The following is a 19,759-nucleotide window of genomic DNA, read 5'->3' as shown; positions in this document are numbered from 1 at the left end:
TCACGTGAGTGAAGCATCTCAAGCAGACATCATCAAAGCTGCACAAGAGGCAGCCGCTCGACTCCACGTCGTGGGGGGCAACCCCAACGACGTGGAGGTCGCAGCACTAGTTGCTGGCCTTGCCGCCGTTGTATCGCACCATTCGGCTGACGAAGAACCACACTCGCCACCCACTTCGGCGTGGAGTCGTCGTTCCCATCAGCGACGCGTCACGGCAATGGCCGCCGGTTCCGGCGACCGCGCAGGCGGCTGGCGCTGGTCACACCGGTCATAAACACTGCGAACGTTCGGGGTCTTGTCAGCCACGCTGTTGCCCGCCGCACCGGTGGAGTCGCAAGCACAAGCCCCAACAACACAGCACCAGCCGCCCACGCTAAGCATCTGGGGGTCGTGACCAAGTCAGAGAACACATCCAACGATGCCAGGTATCGCAACACCACAGGGTGCAATAGGTACACCGTGAAGGACCCAGCGCCAAGTGCCGTCCACCACACGATGCGCCCCCGTGGAATGACACTCAAGAGCGCCAAAGCAAGGACCGCCGCAACCACTAAAGCCACGGAACGCACACCAGCATCAATGATCTGTGACTCGAAAGCCCCACTGTAACCTGAGCGCATCATCAGTGGGCTGCGGCGGACCTGCCCACCCAGTAGCATTCCCGCTGCCAAGGAGACCGTCAGCAGAACGCTAGCGACTATTTGTTGGGTTCTAACGCGTAACCAAGCGACGAAGCGAGGGTTTCGAAGCTCCAAACCCACCACAAATAGCGGAAGCCACGCGACAGTGCGCGCCCACGCCCACTGAGTGGACAAGTCCAGAAATCCGCCCAAGATTGCAACAGCGAACGCGACTATTAAACGCCCGGGGATACGCCACAGATACGGGGCAGCAAGGCGCCACACAAACAGAGAGAGAAGAAACCACAACGCCAAGCCCGGTTCGTCATAGGACCAGTCCCATATGTCGCGGTACCAACCCTGTTGCAGAATCGCGATCGTTTGGAAAATCACGTACACCAACGCGATGTCACGTACCAGAGCCCACACTGACCGCAGTGTGTGGGGCTGCGTTGACGTGAAATAGCCCGACAGCACCACAAAAACTGGCACTCGAAACGGCCACAACGCCACCCATAAGGCTGCCCATGAGTTATCTGGGGCCACAAAGGGGTCGGTGAAGTGCCCGGCACAAATCAACACAGCTGCCAGCAGGCGAGCGTTGTCCCACAACGGTTCGCGAATACGCGGTACACGTGGTGTGGGTGCTACCACCTCACGAATCTCAGGTGGCGTCTGGTTGAGGGGTGGGGAGGCGCCTATGGTCACTCAGCACACGCTAGTGTCACCAGGTGAATGTCAGGCAACGCTCAGGCAACGAGTTGTGGACCGTATTTCACAATGACCATTAACGTGATGACAGCAACGTAGCCAATCCCGACATAGAGATCAATGTCTTTGGCGATAAAGGCGTAAGCGAGCCGCGCTCCCCGGCCAGAGCGCCAGATGTTTCGCTCTCGAATGTTGTAGTGCAACATCGACAGGAAAATGAAGGCAGTGGAATATGTGATCAGCATGCACCATGGGCACAAGGAGCCAATGACAAACATCGACTGGCTAAAAAGCCACAACGCGAAGATCAACGCAAAGCCGTAAATTACTTGCTCGGCAAGCGCCAACCAGCGAGGAATTCTCACCCCTGAAAGTCCCACCAATGCCATAGTGATTGCCATGGGTTCAAAGATGAGCCCTAGGAAAACATTGGGGAATCCAAATACTTCGGCTTGCCATGACAGTGCGACAGTTCCACAGCTCAGTACCGCATTGAGGTCGCAACTTAACGCTAAGGTCGGATCGGATGCCAACTTCATCGCGTCGACAGCGAGCACAAACGCAGCGACCAATGACAGCACTGCTGCCACAAGCATTTTGATGAAGATTCGACGGCTTGAGTGCCTACGCCCATAGAGCGGGAACTCCGCATCGGCGGCCTCATCCTCCTGTGTATGCGTGGCTGTCATGGTCCCCCTCCAGTTATGGTTGTCCCCCAAGAGTTCCATGCTGCCACCCGGGTGTGTCCGGGACGATGGTCCTCAACCCGTGTTGATGCTGACCACAAGCTGTGTCTTACACGGCAAGGGGGAGTTTTGGATGTGCGCTCTGCACCCACGATACTGAAGTTATGGCAGGCACACTCCTTTAGTGGTTAGTAATGTAACTGGTCAGTAACGTCATTGCGGTAACGTCGGAGTATGACGACATCACGCACGCCGTCACCGATCGACCAGATCGCTGACGCATATGTACAAGACCTCGCTGCCCTTGACCCCTTTGGCGCGACTGCTCTCGGCATTCCCGGTTACGACCACCTCGTCACCGACTACTCGCCGGCAGGCCACCAGCGCCGCGTCGATTTGACTCGCGACACCCTAGCCAACATTGCCAAAACTCCACGCCAGGACGACACCGATGATGTCACTGTCGCTGCAATGACAGAGCGTATGGGACTTGAGATCGAAATGTTCGAGTCAGGGTGGGTACACGCTGACCTCAATGTCATTGCCTCCCCCCTGCAAGGAATTCGCGATGTTTTTGACATCACTCCTACTGCAACCGTAGATAACTGGCGCAATATTGCCGCGCGTCTCGCGGCGTTGCCTACCTCGATCAGCTCATACATTGAATCGTTGCGCTACGGCGCTTCACAAGGCAAAGTACCTGCGCTGCTCCAGGTGACTGAAGGCGTGAAACAGGCTCGTGAGATCGCAGATCCCACAACATCGTTTTTTGTCACCTTTGTGTCAAGTGAATCTGCGCAAACTGTGCTCGCTGAGGCAGACGACTCCGCCGCGCTCACCGCTGCACTGCAAACTGCGGCGCGTGGAGCAGCCGAAGCCTACGGTCTGCTCGCCGACTACCTCGAGAACGAACTCGCACCGTTGGCACCCACCGACGATGCCGCAGGTCGCGAACGTTACCAGTTGTCCTCACGGTACTTCCTTGGCGCGAGCATCGACCTTGATGAAACCTACGAGTGGGGCTTAGAAGAACTCGCACGCATCGTTGCAGAACAACAAGCAACAGCTGAGGAACTCTACGGCCCAGGCACAACCGTTGAAGAAGCAGTAGCCCGCCTCGACGAAGACGAACGGTACGTTCTGCACGGCACCGACGCCCTCAAAGCATGGATGCAAGAAACATCGGACCAAGCAATCCGCGAACTAGGACAGTCCCACTTTGACATCCCAGAACCAGTCCTAGACCTCGAATGCATGATCGCCCCCACCAGCAACGGTGGCATCTACTACACCCCGCCAAGTGATGACTTCTCCCGCCCAGGGCGTATGTGGTGGTCAGTACCGCCCTCAGTAGAAACCTTCAACACGTGGCGCGAAAAAACAACCGTCTACCACGAGGGCGTTCCCGGCCACCACCTGCAACTCGGACAGGCCGTTTACCTCCGCGAATCCCTGAACTCGTGGCGCCGACTCATTTGCTGGGTGTCAGGTCACGGTGAAGGGTGGGCACTCTACGCTGAGCGCCTCATGGAAGAGTTGGGTTACCTTTCCGACCCAGCGGATCGCCTTGGCATGCTCGACGGGCAGCGCATGCGTGCCGCCCGCGTGGTCTTAGACATCGGTGTGCACTTGAAGAAGCCTTGCCCCGAACAGTGGGGTGGCGGAACATGGGATGCAGAGAAGGCATGGCACTTCCTGTCCGCAAACGTCAACATGCCCCAAGACTTCATCCGCTTTGAACTGAACCGGTACTTGGGGTGGCCAGGTCAGGCTCCCGCCTACAAGGTGGGGCAACGGCTGTGGGAACAGATTCGCTCCGACGCGCAAACACGTGCCGAAGCAGCTGGTGAACAATTCGATGTCAAGGCATTCCACGCACGCGCGCTGGGCCTCGGCTCAGTTGGTTTGGATGTTCTCAAAGAGACACTCTCCCACTAGGTGAGCAGGTGGGTGCCCGGTTCGCCGGTGCACCCACCCCAACCGTATGGTTATGGGGTGACCACGCTGATCCTTGCTTCCGCCTCCCCTGCCCGCCAAAAAATCCTGCGCAGCGCAGGCATTTCACCACAAATTATGGTGTCCGACGTTGATGAAGATGCCATTCTTGCGGCCCTGCCCTACCCACCACAACAGCAACCCGCCGATGCTGTTCTTGCGTTAGCACGGGCAAAAGCAGAATCAGTGGCAACCACCCTAGGCAGCGCACGAGCCGTAGCACCCGCAGGCAAACGGGTCTTAGTCATTGGCTGCGATTCCATGCTTGAGTTCAACGGTGAGATCCTCGGAAAGCCACACACACCCGACGTCGCTCGCGCACGGTGGCATGCCATGCGCGGCAACCACGGAGTCCTCCACACCGGGCACTGGGTGGTGGAACTCGACCCACACGGTGAACCTGGACCACCCCAGCAGGGGCACACCAGTGTCCCCATGGAAGGACACGGGGAATCAGGAACAACAACCGTTCACTTCTCCACCATCACCGATGAAGACATCGACGCCTACGTAGCAACCGGTGAACCGCTGCATGTAGCTGGCGCATTCACTATTGATGGCATCGGCGGCGCTTTTGTGGAGCGGATCGAGGGAGACCACAATCTCGTTGTGGGTTTATCGCTGCCTATGATGCGGCGTATCGTTGACCGATTTAACATCTCTTGGCCGTCACTGTGGAGTGTTTAAGCCCTGCAGGTTTAGCGCATCATCACTAAAACCACCGGGCCAAACCCTCAATACGCGCAGAATCTATGGCGGGTTCATACAAAGCAAGACGCACAGCCTTATGGTTCAGTCCAATCTTTCACGCCACAGGGTCGCGCACTTTCCCTTCACCCTGCCAAAGCATTACGGTAAGGCAGTGCCCGTTATCTCGAAGGTCCTCATCGCAAACCGAGGCGAAATCGCTGTCCGTATCATCCGAGCCTGTGCTGACTACGGTGTGAACTCTGTTGCCGTGTACGCAGACTCCGACCGTGAAGCACTACACGTCACCCTCGCTGACGAGGCATACTCCCTCCACGGGACACGTGCCGCGGACACCTACCTGGACATCGAGAAACTTCTCGACGTCGCCAAGCGCTCCGGCGCCAACGCCGTCCACCCCGGTTACGGATTCCTCGCAGAAAACGCGAGCTTCGCCCAAGCGGTCATTGACGCCGGGTTGATCTGGATTGGCCCCTCCCCCGCAGCCATCGACGCACTAGGCGACAAAGTCAGCGCCCGCCACATCGCCCAACGCGCTGGTGCACCACTGGTTCCCGGCACCCCAGATCCTGTAGAAACGCCTGACGAAGTCCACACTTTCGCCGCAGAACACGGCCTTCCCATTGCCATCAAAGCAGCTTTCGGCGGCGGCGGGCGCGGCCTCAAAGTCGCCCGCACCACGGAAGAAATCACTGAACTCTACGAATCAGCTGTTCGTGAAGCAACCGCAGCTTTCGGCCGTGGAGAGTGCTTTGTCGAGCGGTACCTCGACCGTCCACGACACGTCGAAACACAGTGCCTCGCTGACGCCCACGGCAACGTTGTTGTTGTCTCAACCCGCGACTGCTCCCTCCAACGCCGCCACCAAAAACTCGTCGAAGAGGCACCCGCCCCCTTCCTCACCGAGGACCAAAACGCACGACTCGTCAGCGCATCGCAGGCAATCCTGCGAGAAGCTGGCTACCAAGGCGCAGGAACATGTGAGTTCCTTGTCGGAACAGATGGCACAATCTCATTCCTGGAAGTAAACACCCGGCTACAGGTAGAACACCCAGTCACCGAAGAGATCACCGGAATCGACCTTGTCGTTGAACAACTTCGGATCGCTGAAGGTCAAGAACTCGGTTACACCGAGCCCACACCCCGCGGACACTCCATTGAGTTCCGCATCAACGGTGAAGACCCTGCCGCGAACTTCCTGCCAGCTCCCGGGCGCATCACCCGTTTATCTATGCCTAGCGGCCCTGGTGTCCGCGTGGACTCAGGTGTCATTGAAGGTGACGTAATCTCCGGTGCGTTTGACTCAATGATCGCTAAGGTCATCGTCACAGGCAAAGACCGCCCCCAGGCAATCGCCCGTGCTCGCCGCGCTTTGGCAGAAATGACTATTGAAGGCATCGCCACGGTCCTCCCCTTCCACAGGGCTGTGTTGGACTGTGACGCCTTCGCTCCTCGCGATCCTGAGGAAGCTTTCACGGTCTACACCTCGTGGATCGAAAGCGAATTCCTCGACACCTGCACCACACTTGGCCAACCTTCCACCGCAGTGCCCTCAGCAACAGAAGAGCCGCAACAAACAGAGCGCGTAGTTGTTGAGGTGGGAGGTAAGCGACTCGAGGTCGTTATTCCTGTTGGGCTTGGCCTTGCCAGTCGAGGTTCCCGATCCACACCACGCGCAGGCATCCGACGTGCACCACGACGTGGCGCAAGCAGTGCACCAGCAGCCGGCGGCGACCACCTCACATCCCCCATGCAGGGCACGATCGTGAAGTTAGCCGTTGAAGAAGGCGCAACCGTAGCCCAAGGCGACCTCATTGTTGTGCTGGAAGCAATGAAGATGGAACAACCGTTGACAGCACACCGCGCTGGAACGATCACACGCCTCCAGATCAAAGCAGGGGACCCCGTCACCACTGGTGCTGTCATCTGCGAGATTACGGACTAGCCCCCGCTCTCCGTTCACCTAGCGGTCATGTAAACACCCACGAGACATCACGTACGGGCCACACGCCAGCCAACGTTGCGTAACCTGGGACACATACTGTCCATGGTGTGACAGAGACAGTCAACGCGGAACTCGGCGCTTTGGTCGTGATCCCCGCACGTGGCGGTTCACAGGGCATCCCCCTGAAGAACCTGCAACACGTCGGGGGTCGCTCCTTAGTCGAACGAGCCATCACCGCGTCCTCAACAGCACTCACCCACGCCGTGGTGGTCTCCACCGACCACCCGCTCATTGCGGAAACTGCCCTGGCGTTCGGGGCAACAGTCATCCACCGAAACCCTGACACCGCAACGCACCACGCAAGTTCCGAATCTGCGATTCTTGACGCCATCACCCAGTGGCGTGACGCAGGGAACGACGTCCCACCCGTGACGGTTCTTGTTCAGTGCACCTCCCCCTTCATCGATTCCTCTGCATTACAACGGGCAATTCATCGCGTTCTCAACGCAGAACACGACGTCGTCTTTGCAGGCACCCCAGATCACGGTTTCCGGTGGACCTACACACCTGGTGGCGAAGCTGAACCCCTCGGACACTCCCGTGACCACCGGCCACGGCGGCAAGATTTACCACCCACCTACCGGGAAACCGGGGCCTTCTACGTCATGCGTACCGAAGGGTTCCTTAACTCAGGGTCACGATTCTTCGGCTCTGTTGGTGTAGAGGAAATCTCCGCCCAAGACGCCCTAGAAATCGACGACCACACCGAACTCGATATCGCCCGCCAACTGGCAACTCACCGCCGTGACAGCCCACTGGTGGGGTTGGACGTTGATGCGCTCATCACAGACTTCGACGGCGTGCACACCAACGACCGAGCAATCATCGACGTTGACGGCAACGAACAGGTCAGTGTGAACCGACGCGATGGCCTCGGTGTTGCACGGCTACGGGATCTTGGTATCCCCATGCTGATCCTGTCGACCGAAAAACACCCCATTGTGACGGCACGCGCCAAGAAACTTGCCATCGACGTCCTACACGGAATTGACGACAAAGCCAGCGCCCTACGTACCTGGATGTCAGCGCAACGTGTTGACCCCAGCCGAGTTGCCTATGTCGGCAACGACATCAATGATCTCGGGCCCATGAGTTGCGTGGGGTGGCCCATCGCCACAGCAGATGCTGACCCTGAAGTCCACAAAGCCGCACGCCTGGTGTTGAACTCCCGCGGAGGAGACGGTGCCGTGCGTGAAGTGACAGACCTGATCCGCACCACCCGACTCGCTGCACACTCGCAGCACCCCCACACCACTGCCACCACCCAAGAACTCGCTGAATCAACCCCAGCAACACACCAACCAGCAAGGAGCTAACATGACCACCTCAACAGACATCAAGCCCGTAGCAATCGGCGACCAAACTGTTGGCGCAGGTGCACCTGTCTACGTCATCGGTGAGATCGGTATCAACCACAACGGTGACATCGAAGTTGCAAAGAAGCTCATTGACGTGGCCGCAGTCGCCGGCGCAAACGCTGTGAAGTTCCAAAAGCGCACCCCAGACATCGCAACCCCCATGGCGCAGCGTGACCAGATCCGTCAAACACCTTGGGGCGAGATGACCTACTTGGACTACCGCTACCGTGTGGAGTTCGGCGAAAGCGAATACCAAAAGATCGCCCAGCACGCCGCTGACCGTGGACTGCAATGGTTCGCTTCACCATGGGACGTTCCATCCGTTGAGTTCCTCGAGAACCAAGGTGTGCCCACCCACAAGGTTGCTTCAGCATCAGTTACTGACCACGAACTGCTCCGTGCACTGGCACAAACCGGCAAGCCCATCATTTTGTCGACCGGCATGTCAACCATTGAGCAGATCGACGCAGCGGTTGAGATCTTGGGCACCGATCGCCTCGTCATGATGCACGCCACCTCCACCTACCCACTGCCCCCAGAAGAAGCGAACCTGCGCACCATCGAAACTCTCACCGAGCGCTACCAGGTTCCTGTTGGCTACTCAGGGCACGAGCGTGGACTGCAAATCTCTCTCGCCGCAGTAGCTCTCGGTGCTGTCACCGTGGAACGCCACATCACCTTGGACCGCACCATGTGGGGTTCAGACCAGGCTGCGAGCCTTGAGCCTTCAGGGTTCACCAACCTTGTCCGTGACATCCGCATCCTCGAGTCTGCAATGGGTGACGGCGTCAAGCGGGTCTTCCCAGGTGAGCTTGCCCCACTGTCACGCTTGCGCCGGGTAGACGCCTGACCATGACTACTCCGCTTGTCAGCGTCATCATTCCAGCGCTCAATCAGGAACAGTACATTGCCGATGCGCTGACGAGCCTCCGCTTCCAGGGCATCGACCTCGATGCCCTGGAAGTGATCGTCATCAATGATGGATCAACCGACGGCACCACTCGTGTTGTCGAAGAGTTTCATCACGTTTTCCCGCGTCTCACAACGTTGCACAACGTCACTCCACAAGGCGTCTCAGCTGCACGCAACCGTGGAACACGTCATGCCACAGGTACGATGCTCGCCTACCTCGATCCAGACGACTGGTTTGGCCCACATTATCTCCGGCATTGTGCTGATGCTATGCGTAGGTTGTCAGTGGAGTTTGTTCGGACTGACCACACTCGCCAATTCAGTGGCCACCGGGAAGTGTGGTACGCGCCTGAATCACGACGCGACCGTGTACTCAACCCATTGGATAGCGTTACCCCAGTGCATTACAGCACCATGCTGGACTATCCGTACCCGTGCACGGGACTGTTTCACGCATCGTTGAAGGAACGTGGGCTCTTGACGTACCGCGAAGACCTTCACACCGCAGAAGACCGAGAAATGATCTGGCGTGTTCATCTTCATGCGGAAAACTACGCGGTGTTGAGCACACCCGACTTTTTCTACCGGCGCGACCTCACAGGTTCATTGACCTCAGCGTTCACGCCTAAGCAACTCGATTTCACGGAATCGTTTGCCGTCATTGCCTCTGAAGTCGAGCGCGCACATGCCAGTGGGCGACTCACCGACACACAGCATCATGAGCTTTCACTCAAACGTGCACGCCAGTTCTTATCTATTGCACTATTTCACCGCGAACGCCTCAGCGACCAAGAAGGCGAAAATCACGGTGACCTACTAAATATTTTGGCAACCCGTGTGCAGCACGAACTCGACACTGATACCTGGATGGTCACTGCTGTGGACACACTCGACGAGGAACGCCAAGCGAACATCACCACACTTCTTCAGTCCAGTAGTGACCAAACGATTGAGCCGGTGATCGTATGACCACATCAACGCATCACATTTATCAGGTGTCATCACAGTTCCAGATCCTCGCAGTGTGCGCGGCCTTGAAGCATGGCAGCATTCCCCGTCCGACCGGGAAGTCAGTGCTGCTGATCTGCAATAACGCAAAAATTCCGGAAACCCACCCGTTTATTGTTGCCCCCGAGCTTCACGGTCTTGTCGAACAGCACTTCGATACGGTGGTCCATCTCAACGACCTCACCCATCCGCTCCGTCCCGTCGACTTTTCACCAGCTCGCGCACACGTACACATCTGGCGGCGGCTCCTCGCCACCTACCTAGGCGTCCCCGCAAGTCCTGCGGTTCGTCTTTTTCTCGAATCTGTCCAAACAAACCCTGCTCGGGCTCTATCTGAGATCTTTTATGACTCCCCCCTCAGCGTTCACGCCGATGGGCTCATGGTGTACAGCCCATCGCGCCAGCGTTTTTCTCCACAGTTTCTGGCACGTGTTGATCAGGTCATCTACCTCGACATGCGGCCTGGTGTGCGCCCGATGTTGCTCAACGAATCCTCTGCGGCCCACGTTGCCGTGCCCACATCAAGCATCCGCGACATAGTTGAGGCTCAACTCACTGACACAAACACACAACCAGCCGGTGAGTACGCGCTCATCCTTGGGCAGTATGTGGCAGCGCTCTCGATCATTTCGCGCGCTGAAGAAGACGCGCTGTACCTTGCCATGATCGATCACGCCATTGCTGCGGGACACCGTGAGATTGTCTTCCGCATGCACCCCAGCGCCCCACCGTTCTCGCCACATGTGTTACGCGACCACGCGCAGTCACAAGGCGTGCAGTTCCATGTCGACACTTCCTCGTGCCCGGTGGAATTTATGGTCGCTCGACGACTGCCCGCAATGGTGCTGTCCATCTTCTCCACCGGCATGGTGACAGCGTCACAAGCTTTCTCTATACCTGGAGTGGCTATCGGCACAGACCTGCTCCTAGAACGGCTATCCCCCTTCCAGAACTCAAACCGCATTCCGGTGACCATATGCGACCTGCTCTACGCACCTGACACGCTTGCCGCGCCTGCCATGCCCACCGCTGAGGTTCAGCAGACCATCGAAGCTGTCAGCTACTGCATGCAACCACAGATCAACCCCCAGCTCCGAGAACAAGCGGAAGCGTTCATCGCCAATCATCCTCTTGACCACACCTTTCCGTGGAGGCGTTACATCAAGAAGAAGCGGGCTGAATCACTAGGCCTTGTAGCCAGTCGCAAAGCAGCCCAACCCTCCCTTGGAGACTCCCCGCCTGCGCCAGAGGCGACAGTGGCACCAGCACCTCGCCAAGCATCGAAAACACCAGCACACCGTTCAACACTGGAACGCCTTATTCAACGCCTACGGAGAGCCTCATGACAGGGTGGAGATCCGTAGCGTACGTGGAATCCCCCCTCCAACTCGTTTCGACGCTTGAGGCACACGCATCGGGACTGTTGGGAAGTAATACCGACGTTGTTATACGCGATGCGCAACAACAGTACCGAAGCACTGTGGAGTACCTCGACGCCTTGGGGCTTCCGCAAGGAATCAGGCTGTACGGTTCGCGAGACACCCGGTATTTGAGCGGACACACCGCCCCCAAAGGCCGGTTCACCCACGTTCTTGGGGACCCTCTGTCTGGACAACAGCAATCACTGCTACTGCGGCGCAACGCTTTAGGGGACATCGTTATTGTTGATGATGGCATGTCTACGCTTGGTGTGCTCGAAGACCTCGCAGCGAACCGCCCGCTTGTGCGCCCGACGTCCGCTACATCTCCGGCCCGTAAAGCCCTGGGGAAAGCCACAACGCACGTACTACGAAAGTCAGCTTTTGCGGGGCATGTCACTCTCTTTACGGCGCTGCCTCTCACTGAGCACAGCATGCACTGCGCAGAAACCCTCGACATCACCCTGCGCGCTCATACTTTCCCCTGGGTTGGGACCCAACCCGCCGATGAATCGCTGGTGCACACTGACCACATCATCGTGGGAAGCGCCTTAGCAGCCGATGGGTACATCCACCGGGAGGATTACCTTGCTTGGGTGGCACAGGCCGCTGGTGATACAGCAGCAACGTATATTCCGCATCGGCGGCAGGACCCAGATCTTTTGGGGCATATTGCAGAATTAAAAGATATTACTGTGGCATCGGGGCTACCCCTCGCGGAGATCGCGTTGCGACATCTTGGAACGTCACAACACGTGTACTCACTGCCTTCAACGACGCTCCTCACGTTGCATCGCCAGTTCGCACAACGTGGTGTCACCGTTCATAGTCAAGACATTCCGCCACACTGGTGGACTGATTCCACTCCGCCACTGCTTAGAGAACAACTACTCCGCCCCCTTGACCTGTTGAGGATCGCCCAATGACTCGAGTTCCACGCATCGTCGCTGTTGTCGACTCCGATTCCTATCTCAAGTGGGCTGCCGCAACGCTGACACAACTAAATATTGGCTCCCCAACCACATACGAAAATCAGATCGTGATTGCCCGCTCCCCCATCGCCCCCAGTGCAGCGCAGATTGACGCGGCAACACTGGGCACACCATGGCATGGGAAAGAATTGCCCGTGCTAACACCGCGAGGAATAGGGCGGATGCTGCGGGACACCACACCCGATGCGATGCTGCTTGCCGCAACCGGTCCAGTTGTTGAGTGGGTTGCAGACATGGCGCTTGAACTACCTGTCCCGCCAGTGTTGTTATCTGGGATTCCCGGAATGGCTCTGCCTGCACGCCGAAAAGGTTTGAACTTTCGCAAAAGAATCCACGCCTGGATTGTGCACTCGCACCGCGAGCGCACGGAGTATCAAGCGTTGCTCGATGATCAACTTCAGGAGTGTCGCCTGGTGTTGTCGAGGCTTCCTTTTTTGCCTCAGGCAACGCTGGGTGGCGATGAGCAAGTTTCCTTGTCTCAATTGGTTTTCACCACTCAGGCGAAGGTTCCGGCGTCGCGGCACCAACGTGAGCAAATTTTAAAGGCGCTGCATGATGTCTCTCGGAATCACCCTGAGGTGAATGTGGTGGTGAAGGTGCGTGCGTTTTCTGGTGAGCAGCAAACCCATAACGAGAAGTTTGCGTATGACGTGTTGTGGCAGGATTTGTGCGCAAGTGATGAATCGTTGCATCCCAGTGCCGTGACGTTTGCTGGTGGCGCGCTGAGTGATTTTTTGACCCCTGGCACGGCGCATGTAACAGTGTCTTCAACAGCGGCTTTTGAGTCTCTTGCATTGGGTTTACCGACAGCAATTATTAGCGATTTTGGTGTGAACGAGCGTCTTTTGAACGCGGTCTTTTTGGATAGTGGTTGTGTCTTGTCGCTTGAGGAGATCAGTGATTTGACGTTTCCTGTCCCACCACCTGTTTGGCAGCAACAGAATTATTTGCATGATGATGCCAGTGAACTGCCTGGTGCTTTGGCTGCATTGCTCGCTCAGCGGGCGAACGGTGACCTTGTTCAAGCGCCTCGGGATATGTCAAGGAAGGCGCGTCAAAGGATTTTGCGCAGTATTGCGCGCTGTGCTGTTCCTCCGCGTGCCATGGATACGTGGCGTGGGACGCGTGCGGCGTTGCGGCGTCGACCGGTGAAAGTGTGATGGCATAAACAACGTATGGGGTGTGGCCGAGTTTTTCGGTCACACCCCATTTTTGTTGCGCTGTGTAGCGCTGGTTATCGGTCTTTTCTGCCTCGTAGAAACCCTGCTCCCCAACACATGTGCATTGTTGCGAGCACTCCTGGTACTCGTATGCGTGCGGCAGCGGGTAGGCCGCGTGATTCGATCAGCCCACCCACGGTGATGAGCAGCATGTATCCACACGGGGCTGCTAACCCTAAAAGCAGTGGCCACCATGGGGTGATGAGCCCGAGAATACCAAGCGCCAGCCCGGTGATGTTCGCCGCTGTAGCCAAGGGTGCTGCGAGGTAACGTAGCGAGGCAGTCCGGCGATCTTTCCGGATCACTTCTCTGCGCCAACCTCCGGTGTCGTAAAACTGGCGGGCTAGCGCACGCCAGGTGGAACGTGGTCGGTACTCAACTTCGATGTCTGGTTTGAACCAGACCAGCCCACCGTTGCGGCGGATTCGGTAGTTAAGTTCCCAGTCCTCAGCTCTGTGGAATTGCTCGTCGTAGAGGCCAGCTTGTTCAACAGCTTCGCGTCTGAAGGACCCCAGGTAGGCGGTCTCTTCTGGCCCTTCGACTCCGCCGATGTGGAATGATGCGGCACCGATTCCTAGTCGGTTGCTCATACCCCAAGCTATGGCTTGTTCTAATGGCGCTTTGCCGACGGGGCGCATACGCCCGCCCACGTTGTCAGCCCCGGTGCGAAGCAGGGTTTCGACCATTGTTTTTACGTAGTTTTCGGGAAGCCTGGTGTGCCCATCAAACCGGATGAACATTTCGGTGTCTCTGGGGGCCGCATTGATTGCGGTGTTCAGGCCGTGTGGGATTAGCCCTGTGGGGTTATCGATGACATACAAACGTGGGTCTTTGCGGCTATATTCGGCTGCGATCCCGTACGTATTGTCGTGGGAAGGTCCAACAGACAGGACGAAACGCATCTGTCCGGGATAGTGCTGCCCGAGCACGGAGTCTAGTGCTGCTTCGAGATACCGTTCTTCATTGCGCACCGTGGCGAAAACGCACACAACGGGCCAGGTTTGTTCCCGGTGTGGATGATCTGAAGTTTTCACGCTGTCTACCGATGTCGCTGGCTGGGTGGTGTTGGTGGGTGACGCCATGAGGACAGGATAGAAAAGCGACATGGCGCTGTTGTGTCGAAGCGCACAACGCCACATGAAGTTCGCCGGACACGCCTGCGTCTGAGTGAACAGCAGGCAACGTCACGGCGTCATTTTGTTTGCTACCCAAGCATGTGCGGGGGCTACTAAGACGGTGGTGCGATAGCGTAGGCACTGTGCAACGACCTCCACGCCCATTTATCAAAAAGTCCGGCGACGGCTGGGTGGACTGCCAGTGCGGGAACCGTCACTGGGGGTTCTTCGGTGCCGCCGGTTTATTTCTTGTTCGACTCGATGAAGACGGTCAGCCCACTGATGTTGTGCTTCAACACCGTGCCCTGTGGTCTCACCATGGTGGAACGTGGGGCATTCCTGGTGGGGCAATCATGGAACATGAGACGCCTGTCCAAGGTGCTCTGCGTGAAGCGACTGAGGAAGCTGGGATCGACTCCACTGCGGTCGACGTATTGACCACCCATGTGTTTGAGCACCCGGATTGGAGTTACACCACTGCGATTGCTGTCACCCGCCGTACAGACCTTGAGGTGAGTGCGACCGACATGGAATCGCTCGAGGTGGAGTGGGTGCCGCTGGATAACATCACCAGCGACACCCCCGACCGCGAACTTCTTCCTTCCTTTGCCCGCTCATTATCAACAGTTCTGACTATGTTGCACGAGCATCTGCCAGTTAGTCGCTAGTACGTTGGTGGCTCATGCGCGCCACTTCAGCTACTGACCCCGATAGCGAGGGGTAAATAGTGATTGCTTCAGCGACCATGTCAGCGGTAAGCCTGTGGGCAACAGCCAACGTGATGGGGTAGATCAGTTCGGACGCACGGGGAGCGACAACCACTCCCCCGATCACGGTGCCGGAATCTTGGCGAGTGAAGAGTTTGACGAACCCTTCACGCACTCCCATCATTTTCGCCCGGGGGTTGCGTTTCAGTGGCAACGTCGTGGCAACAAAACGAACTTGCTTGTCGAGAAGGTCCTTTTCCGACCACCCAACTGTGGCGATTTCGGGGGCAGTAAAGATATTTGCCGCCACAGAACGCAACTGCAGGGGCGCTACTGAGTCACCTAACGCATGCGACATAGCGACACGCCCTTGCGCCGCGGCCACGGATGCGAGGGGAAGAACCCCGGTGCAATCTCCGGCAGCGTAAATTCCGGGAACTGTTGTGCGTGAGACTTTGTCTGTGACAATGTGCCCACTCGGTGTGAGTTCCACACCCACCTCAGCTAAACCGATGTCCGCCGTATTTGGCACGGACCCCACCGCGAACAGCACGTGACTGCCGGTGACTACCCTGCCGTCCTCCAAGGTGACCTCAACGTGTTCATCAGCGCCTTCACCAACAACTGTGGCACCAGCGGCACGCGATCGTGACATCACTGTCATCCCGCGGGTGGTGAACGCGTCTTCGATGACGTTGGCGGCATCGGCGTCTTCCCCTGGCAGGACCCGGTCACGGCTCGACACCAACACGACGTCTGTTCCCAATGCATGGAAGGCGCCGGCAAACTCCGCACCTGTGACTCCTGAGCCGACAACAATGAGGCGCTCAGGTAGTTCGGTCATGGTGTACAGCTGGGTCCAGGTGAGGATTCGTTTACCATCGGGAATGGCGGTGGGTAAAACCCTCGGTGTTGCCCCGGTTGAGACCAACATAAAGTCTGCATCAATGGTGGCGTCGGGAATGGGGATCCCGTTCTCGTCGTGTCCGGCAGTCACGTGCAGCGACGTTGCTGAGGTGAGGCGCCCGTGGCCGTTAATGATGGTGATTCCTGATGCTTTTAACCGAGCGCGGATGTCTTGTGACTGCGCTTCTGCGAGCGCTAGCACTCGTTGGTTGACCGCGCCGATGTCTGCGGTAAGTGCTTGGCTTGGCTCTCCGTGGGAGTCATTGACTCGGATTCCGAGTTCGGCGGCGTTTCCGCCCAGGGTCATCCATTCGGCGGTGGCGATGAGTGTTTTTGAGGGGACTACGTCAGTGAGGACAGCTGAGCCGCCGAGTCCTTGTCGTTCGATGATGGTGACGTGCGCGCCGAGGCGGGCTGCTACGAGAGCCGCCTCATACCCTCCTGGGCCTCCTCCGAGGATGGCGATGCGTGGGCTTTTTTCAGTGGTTGTTGGTGTGCTGTGGGGGTCATGTGTGGTGTCTGGTGCTGGCGGATTTACTGGGACTGTGGGCTGGGGAGTCGAAGTCACCGGTCCAGTATCTCAGGGGCAGGCTGTCAGTGTCGGTGCGATAGCACAGTACGCAGTGTACTGAGACAGTATGTCTCGCATAGTTGTCACTGTTTGTGACAGGTAGGCCGAGCAGGTGAGAAAACGCTATAGGTTATCGCGTTAAGCGTTTGATCACGGTAGTCTCAGAGCATGACCACCACACATGTCACTGAAGACACCACTGCTGACGCTGACCCATTCGACCTCGCCCAGCAGGCGGCACGCTATATTGCCGATGCGACAGGCATCGAGTCCCACGATCTCGCTCTTGTCCTTGGCTCAGGGTGGGGTGGAGCCGCTGAACTGTTGGGAGAAACAGTTGCCGAGCTGCCCAGCCATGACATTCCAGGGTTCTCGAAGCCCGCTGTCCACGGGCACGTTGGAACACTGCGTTCGATCAAAATCACGGGCACTACCAAGCACGCTCTTGTTCTCGGTTCGCGGACACACCTGTACGAGGGTAAAGGCGTGCGACCTGTTGTTCACGGTGTCCGCACCGCTGCTGCAGCAGGGTGCTCAACTCTCATTTTGACCAATGGTTGTGGCGGTCTGGACCCTGCGTGGGCTCCCGGAACGCCTGTTCTCATTCGCGATCACATTAACCTCACCGCAACTTCTCCTCTTGAGGGTGCAACGTTTGTTGACCTCACTGACCTGTACTCCCAGCGCCTACGGGACATCGCACACACCATCGACTCTGCTCTTCCTGAAGGTGTCTACGCACAGTTCCCTGGCCCACACTATGAAACCCCCGCTGAAGTAAAAATGGCTGGAGTTCTTGGCGCTGACTTGGTGGGTATGTCCACCACACTTGAGGCCATCGCAGCGCGCCACGCCGGGCTGGAGATCCTAGGGATTTCCTTGGTCACTAACCTGGCGGCAGGTATTTCGGAGCAAGCCCTGTCACATGAAGAGGTCATCGAAGCCGGGCAGGCTGCAGGGCCACGGATCAGTCGGCTGTTGGCTGACATCGCGAAGAACATCTGAGGATAGGACACCACCATGGCTATTCCCCTCACTGAAGAAGAACTACTACTCATCGAAGAAGCGCGCACCTGGATTGACGACGACCCAGAAGCGCACACTCGCGATGAATTGCAGCGCCTACTGAAAGTTATCGAGAACCCCGATAACTCATCAGATTCCAAAGGCCGCTCCTCTCAAGCCCTTGGCGACCTGAAGGACCGGTTCTCCGGGACCTTAGAGTTTGGTACAGCCGGTCTACGCGGAGCTATCGAAGCTGGCCCTAACCGAATGAATCGTTCGGTTGTTATTAAAGCTGCGGCTGGCCTTGGCGCCTACCTAGTTGAACAACTTCCTGGCGCCACACCCCAAGTAGTTATTGGCTACGATGCTCGCCACTATTCCAAGCAGTTCGCACTGGACTCAGCAGCAGTCCTCACCGGCGCTGGCTGCTCGGTAACGATGCTCAACCACGCACTGCCCACGCCAGTCCTTGCGTACACCATGAAACGGCTGGGCGCAGACGCCGGGATTGTTGTCACCGCGAGCCACAACCCTCCCCAGGACAACGGCTACAAGGTTTACCTGGGTGGGCGTGTTGTCACCGACGCTGGTCAAGGGGCGCAAATTGTGCCTCCTTACGACCGCGATATTGCGAAACACATCGCAGGCATCGGGCGTGTCCGTGACGTTGCCATGCCTCACTCTGGGTGGTTCACCCTTGATGACTCTGCTGTCACGAAGTATGTTGACGCCGTATTGACGCTTAAAGAACCTTCGCCACGCAACCTGAAAATCATCCTTACCCCGTTGCATGGAGTCGGCGGATCGGTGGTCGACAAGGTGCTACACAGGGCTGGATTTGAGCACCTGATTTCTGTCGCAGAGCAGTATGAACCAAATCCAGACTTCCCCACGGTTTCTTTCCCTAACCCAGAAGAACCCGGCGCAATTGACCTAGCACTGACTTACGCCATGCGTTTCGCCGGCGACATCGTCATTGCCAACGACCCCGACACCGACCGGTGCGCTGTGGCGGTCAAGGACCCCCGCACGGCTGCTGCGCACGCCCACCGTGTGACTACTCCACAAGCAGCAGGCTGGCGCATGCTGCACGGTGATGAGGTGGGTTCACTCCTTGGAAACGTGATTGCTGAGCGCACGGTCGCTCAGGGGCACTCTGGATCAGACGCTGTTCTCGCGAACTCTATCGTGTCATCGCGCCTCTTGGGGAAAATCGCGGCGAAACACGGGTTGGGGTACTCCTCAACTCTGACCGGTTTTAAGTGGATTTCGCGTGCCGAAAACCTGGTTTACGGTTACGAAGAGGCCTTGGGCTACTGCGTTGCCCCTGAACTGGTCAAAGACAAAGACGGAATCTCAGCTGCCCTTGTGGTAGCTCAGCTGGCAGCCACCCTGAAAGCTGAGGGGCGCAGCATCATCGAATACCTGGACGATCTCGCTCGGGAACATGGGCTGCACCTTACTGATCAGTTGTCCGCACGGTTCACGGATTTGTCCAAGATCCCTCAAACCATGACACGGCTTCGTTCGGCGCCCCCAAGCACTATTGCTGGCAGCCCTGTTGTTGAGGTTGTTGACCTATCCACCGGCTACAACGGGTTGCCTCCAACAGATGGTTTGTTGCTCCTCACCGAAGATGACACCCGGGTCATTGTGCGACCATCAGGGACAGAACCAAAGGTGAAGTGCTACATCGAAGTCATTGAAGACGTCACACCCGACGCCGACTTCGCTACGCTGTCAACCACACGCAAAGTGGCACGGGACAAGATCACTGCGGTGCGTCAGGACATGAGCACCGCCCTTGGCCTCAACTAGCGCG

General features: G+C 57.6%; 17 protein-coding genes. 13 read left to right on the top strand and 4 right to left on the bottom strand.

The window, feature by feature from the left end; all coding sequences use genetic code 11:
* The first annotated feature begins 4 nt into the window (after positions 1-4).
* Positions 5-274 carry an acyl-CoA carboxylase epsilon subunit gene (locus G538_RS17740; RefSeq protein ID WP_245566809.1) on the top strand — a complete coding sequence of 90 codons (270 nt, stop codon included), beginning with the start codon at positions 5-7 and terminating at the stop codon, positions 272-274.
* On the opposite strand, the gene G538_RS0106265 is transcribed toward G538_RS17740, so the two are convergent.
* A complete protein-coding gene (locus tag G538_RS0106265; RefSeq protein WP_029068650.1) occupies positions 210-1,328 on the bottom strand; it encodes an acyltransferase family protein in 1,119 nt (372 codons plus the stop codon). The two genes, G538_RS17740 and G538_RS0106265, sit on opposite strands and share 65 nt — an antisense overlap.
* Positions 1,329-1,369: 41 nt before the next feature.
* Positions 1,370-2,020, bottom strand: a complete 651-nt coding sequence (locus tag G538_RS0106260) for a vitamin K epoxide reductase family protein (protein WP_029068649.1) — start codon at positions 2,018-2,020, stop codon at positions 1,370-1,372.
* A gap of 231 nt (positions 2,021-2,251) precedes the next feature.
* Between G538_RS0106260 and G538_RS0106255 the strand changes: the two genes are divergently transcribed.
* The 9 genes from G538_RS0106255 to G538_RS15405 all read left to right on the top strand — a co-directional run bounded on the left by G538_RS0106255 (position 2,252) and on the right by G538_RS15405 (position 13,573).
* Positions 2,252-3,955, top strand: a complete 1,704-nt coding sequence (locus G538_RS0106255) for a DUF885 domain-containing protein (protein WP_029068648.1) — start codon at positions 2,252-2,254, stop codon at positions 3,953-3,955.
* 57 nt (positions 3,956-4,012) lie between these two features.
* Complete coding sequence (locus G538_RS0106250) at positions 4,013-4,699, top strand: Maf family protein (RefSeq protein WP_029068647.1); 687 nt, start codon at positions 4,013-4,015, stop codon at positions 4,697-4,699.
* 175 nt (positions 4,700-4,874) lie between these two features.
* The gene (locus G538_RS0106245) at positions 4,875-6,665 is read left to right on the top strand and encodes an acetyl/propionyl/methylcrotonyl-CoA carboxylase subunit alpha (RefSeq protein WP_029068646.1); all 1,791 of its coding nucleotides are present in this window, start codon (positions 4,875-4,877) and stop codon (positions 6,663-6,665) included.
* 107 nt (positions 6,666-6,772) lie between these two features.
* Complete coding sequence (locus G538_RS15415) at positions 6,773-8,041, top strand: acylneuraminate cytidylyltransferase (RefSeq protein WP_051196637.1); 1,269 nt, start codon at positions 6,773-6,775, stop codon at positions 8,039-8,041.
* A gap of 1 nt (position 8,042) precedes the next feature.
* Positions 8,043-8,933: an N-acetylneuraminate synthase family protein gene (locus G538_RS0106235; protein WP_029068645.1), complete on the top strand. Its 891-nt coding sequence runs from the start codon at positions 8,043-8,045 to the stop codon at positions 8,931-8,933.
* Positions 8,934-8,935: 2 nt separating this feature from the next.
* On the top strand, positions 8,936-9,964 hold the full coding sequence (locus G538_RS15410) for a glycosyltransferase family 2 protein (RefSeq protein ID WP_051196636.1): 1,029 nt from the start codon (positions 8,936-8,938) through the stop codon (positions 9,962-9,964).
* 26 nt (positions 9,965-9,990) lie between these two features.
* Entirely contained in the window at positions 9,991-11,349 is a 1,359-nt protein-coding gene (locus G538_RS0106225) for a polysialyltransferase family glycosyltransferase (RefSeq protein WP_169514105.1), read from the top strand.
* The gene (locus G538_RS0106220; protein WP_029068643.1) at positions 11,346-12,347 is read left to right on the top strand and encodes a hypothetical protein; all 1,002 of its coding nucleotides are present in this window, start codon (positions 11,346-11,348) and stop codon (positions 12,345-12,347) included. Before G538_RS0106225 ends, G538_RS0106220 begins: the two co-directional genes overlap by 4 nt.
* On the top strand, positions 12,344-13,573 hold the full coding sequence (locus G538_RS15405) for a DUF6716 putative glycosyltransferase (protein ID WP_051196635.1): 1,230 nt from the start codon (positions 12,344-12,346) through the stop codon (positions 13,571-13,573). Before G538_RS0106220 ends, G538_RS15405 begins: the two co-directional genes overlap by 4 nt.
* Before the next feature lie 74 nt (positions 13,574-13,647).
* On the opposite strand, the gene G538_RS0106210 is transcribed toward G538_RS15405, so the two are convergent.
* A complete protein-coding gene (locus tag G538_RS0106210) occupies positions 13,648-14,739 on the bottom strand; it encodes a glycosyltransferase family 2 protein (RefSeq protein WP_245566808.1) in 1,092 nt (363 codons plus the stop codon).
* A gap of 152 nt (positions 14,740-14,891) precedes the next feature.
* On the opposite strand from G538_RS0106210, the gene G538_RS0106205 reads away from it, so the two are divergent.
* Entirely contained in the window at positions 14,892-15,416 is a 525-nt protein-coding gene (locus G538_RS0106205; RefSeq protein ID WP_029068641.1) for an NUDIX hydrolase, read from the top strand.
* On the opposite strand, the gene G538_RS0106200 is transcribed toward G538_RS0106205, so the two are convergent.
* Positions 15,406-16,929: an NAD(P)H-quinone dehydrogenase gene (locus tag G538_RS0106200; protein ID WP_029068640.1), complete on the bottom strand. Its 1,524-nt coding sequence runs from the start codon at positions 16,927-16,929 to the stop codon at positions 15,406-15,408. The two genes, G538_RS0106205 and G538_RS0106200, sit on opposite strands and share 11 nt — an antisense overlap.
* A 171-nt stretch (positions 16,930-17,100) precedes the next feature.
* Here G538_RS0106200 and G538_RS0106195 point away from each other — a divergent pair, with 171 nt between their 5' ends.
* Together G538_RS0106195 and G538_RS0106190 are read left to right on the top strand one after the other, a co-directional pair.
* Complete coding sequence (locus G538_RS0106195) at positions 17,101-17,937, top strand: purine-nucleoside phosphorylase (RefSeq protein ID WP_029068639.1); 837 nt, start codon at positions 17,101-17,103, stop codon at positions 17,935-17,937.
* Positions 17,938-17,952: 15 nt separating this feature from the next.
* On the top strand, positions 17,953-19,755 hold the full coding sequence (locus G538_RS0106190; protein WP_029068638.1) for a phospho-sugar mutase: 1,803 nt from the start codon (positions 17,953-17,955) through the stop codon (positions 19,753-19,755).
* Positions 19,756-19,759 lie beyond the last annotated feature (4 nt).

The organism is Jonesia quinghaiensis DSM 15701, from assembly GCF_000423205.1.
Taxonomy (GTDB): Bacteria; Actinomycetota; Actinomycetes; order Actinomycetales; family Cellulomonadaceae; genus Jonesia; species Jonesia quinghaiensis.
Note: the sequence above shows the minus strand (reverse complement) of the source record. Positions and strands in the feature narration are given on the sequence as shown.